Genomic DNA, 2,513 nt, shown 5'->3' with positions numbered 1-2,513 from the left:
GGAGGATTGGCGGCTTTTAAACGTGTTCCGAAAGGCTGAACCCTTAATATAACGCCATTTGACCCACTCTCGTTTTTTACTAGGAATCCTTCAAAAAAAGCCCACGTTTTGTTGTTATACTTAAAGAAAGCGTTTGAACAAACGGGGAGGTTCTAATGCAACACTTATTTTTAATGGAGTTTTTTGGTCGAGGACAGAGCGGCCGATCGTATGCTGTGACTGAACGCGTGCGTGTGTTCAAAGCATTGCAGAAAAATGTGCGATTGGTCACGTTTGACTACAATCCACAATACAATGACATTTGGCAGGCGGTTGCCCCGGATTTAGAGGCAACCCATTTAAATATGATGGCGTATTATCAGGGGGATGCAATTGCTGGCGGTGTGCGGGTTGAAAGACTACATGATCATCAGCAGGTGACATTGGTTGACCGTGTGTTTAATCAAAGTGATCGCCTGGTTGGTGAAATTTATTATGGCCTGGATAATAAGACGGTTTCGCGGCGGGTGGCCATTCTTTATAACACTGATGGTTCCGAGCGAATCCGGCTGTTATATCAACAAAATAAAGTGGCCCAAGTTCATTTTTGGCAAGCCGGCCAGTTGCAGGTGATGAGTTTCACGGCTTTGGTTCGTCAGTTTTTGCAGGAAATAACGGCCCAGGAACCGAGCGTTATTTATGCCGATGTGCTGGAAGAAGAAATGACGCAAGCCTATCTTGGGGTAAGCAATGCAGTGGCAAAGGTCGCCTATATTCATGCTGACCATCACGTTGGTCAACATCAAATTTTAGTCGGGTTCCGCAATTTACTACGTTCGCGTCAATTTGATTGGATTGTTACCGGGACCCACAATCAGGCTGTTGATGTCCAGACGGAATGGCAGTGTCGGACAGCAGATATTGCCCCCGCGTCGATTAACGTGCCTAAGTCAGTGACGGCTCTGGCAGACCGCCGAGCTATGTCAGTGGTGGTCGTGACTAGATTCGATCGCATTAAACGGGTTGAGGATATGATCGCAGCGGTGGTGCAGGCCCATCAACAAAATCGCGATATCAATTTGCAACTGTATGGCACAATTACAGACCAAGCTTATTACACGCAACTGCAAAAACAAGTCACGGATGCCCATGCGTCTAATTACATTACATTTAATGGGCCAACAACGGATGCGGTCGCGACCTTCCAGACTGGCCAATTGACGGTGTTCACTTCTCGCACGGAAGGCTTTGGTCGGACGTTACTTGAAGCGTTAGCCGCTGGCACGCCAGTTGTGTCATACGATATTGATTACGGTCCGCGCGCTGTGATTGGTAAGGGAGGCAAGTTGGTATCAGATGGTCGGGTTGACCTGTTAGCGAATGCGTTAGTGATGGGTCTGGCTGATCGCCACTGGCGCGAGCAAGCTAGTGAGGCAGCACGACAACAGGCGACGCAGTATGATGCGCCACACATTACAGCCAAGTGGGCAGACTTAATTGCAGAATTGGAGCATTGCGATGAAAATAATGCTGATTAATGAAAAAACAGACCATGTGATTGAGACGTTTAACTAGTTGAAGCGGCGCTACCACCACGTGCAGATTGTGAACGTCACGGAGGATGAACAGTATGTGGCACGGCAAGCCGGTGAATACGTACTGTACCGAGTCGCTGGGGCGCGTCAACGCCCAGCGACCACGTTGAATGAGTTGCCGTTTGCACCGGATTATGCCATGTCTTATACGCCACAGGGTGAGTTACGAGTGACGGATATGGGGCAAGAAATTGCCACGTTGCAATTAATCGATTGGCAGAAACAAACGGTCCGCGCCATTAAATACATGGTGGCTGGCTCTAACTGGCAATTTGACTTGGTTGGCGAACGGGCAGCGGTTATTAAGCGCTGGATTCGTGACGAACGCTTGCGCACCATCATGATTCGTTTAACCCAAAATAATGGTAAGTCGGTGAAGAAGCTTTATAACTATGATGGCGACAGTCAACAACCAGTCAGCCTGAGCTTTCTCTATGACGGCAAACTCTATGCGAACGAAACAGATTACTTAACCAAAGCCTGCCAAGATATTTTTGATACACAAGACATCGAAATTTTACGATATCTAGGCTAATAGAAACACCGACTTATTGGTCGGTGTTTTTTAGTGCGGGTCGTGCTATCGCACGAGCAACCGAGTGGTTCTCTATAATCTTCGAATGTCAATGTTCTGTGGTGTGATGGCATAAGGCCAACAATGACTATCAAGCAAACCGAGAATATCTTGATTGCTGGCATGGTGGGTGGGGTGTGACGTAGCGATTGGTCGGGGTGAACTCACAAGTTTGGCCGACCGCCGGTTAGATAAGACGTTACGGACCTTGACTCTTCGCACAATTATTTGGGCGCTAGCCGGTGATCGCGCCGGCGGAGTTTACCCCGACCAATCTTTGCCGTAGTCACGCCCCGCCCACCATGTCCCGACGCAACGCGTCGACCGCCACCACAAACCAAAGTACACGTTATTTTTGTTCAGTA

2 protein-coding genes are annotated in these 2,513 nt (G+C 48.5%); both read left to right on the top strand.

Annotation, left to right across the window (positions count from 1 at the left end):
* Positions 1-155 precede the first annotated feature (155 nt).
* Positions 156-1,517: a glycosyltransferase gene (locus WEIDD23_RS09240; protein ID WP_010372800.1), complete on the top strand. Its 1,362-nt coding sequence runs from the start codon at positions 156-158 to the stop codon at positions 1,515-1,517.
* Positions 1,518-1,554: 37 nt separating this feature from the next.
* Positions 1,555-2,109: a hypothetical protein gene (locus WEIDD23_RS09235; protein ID WP_062358932.1), complete on the top strand. Its 555-nt coding sequence runs from the start codon at positions 1,555-1,557 to the stop codon at positions 2,107-2,109.
* The last annotated feature ends 404 nt before the right edge of the window (positions 2,110-2,513 follow it).

This window comes from Weissella sp. DD23 (assembly GCF_001579105.1).
Classification (GTDB): Bacteria; Bacillota; Bacilli; order Lactobacillales; family Lactobacillaceae; genus Weissella; species Weissella cibaria.
Note: the sequence above shows the minus strand (reverse complement) of the source record. Positions and strands in the feature narration are given on the sequence as shown.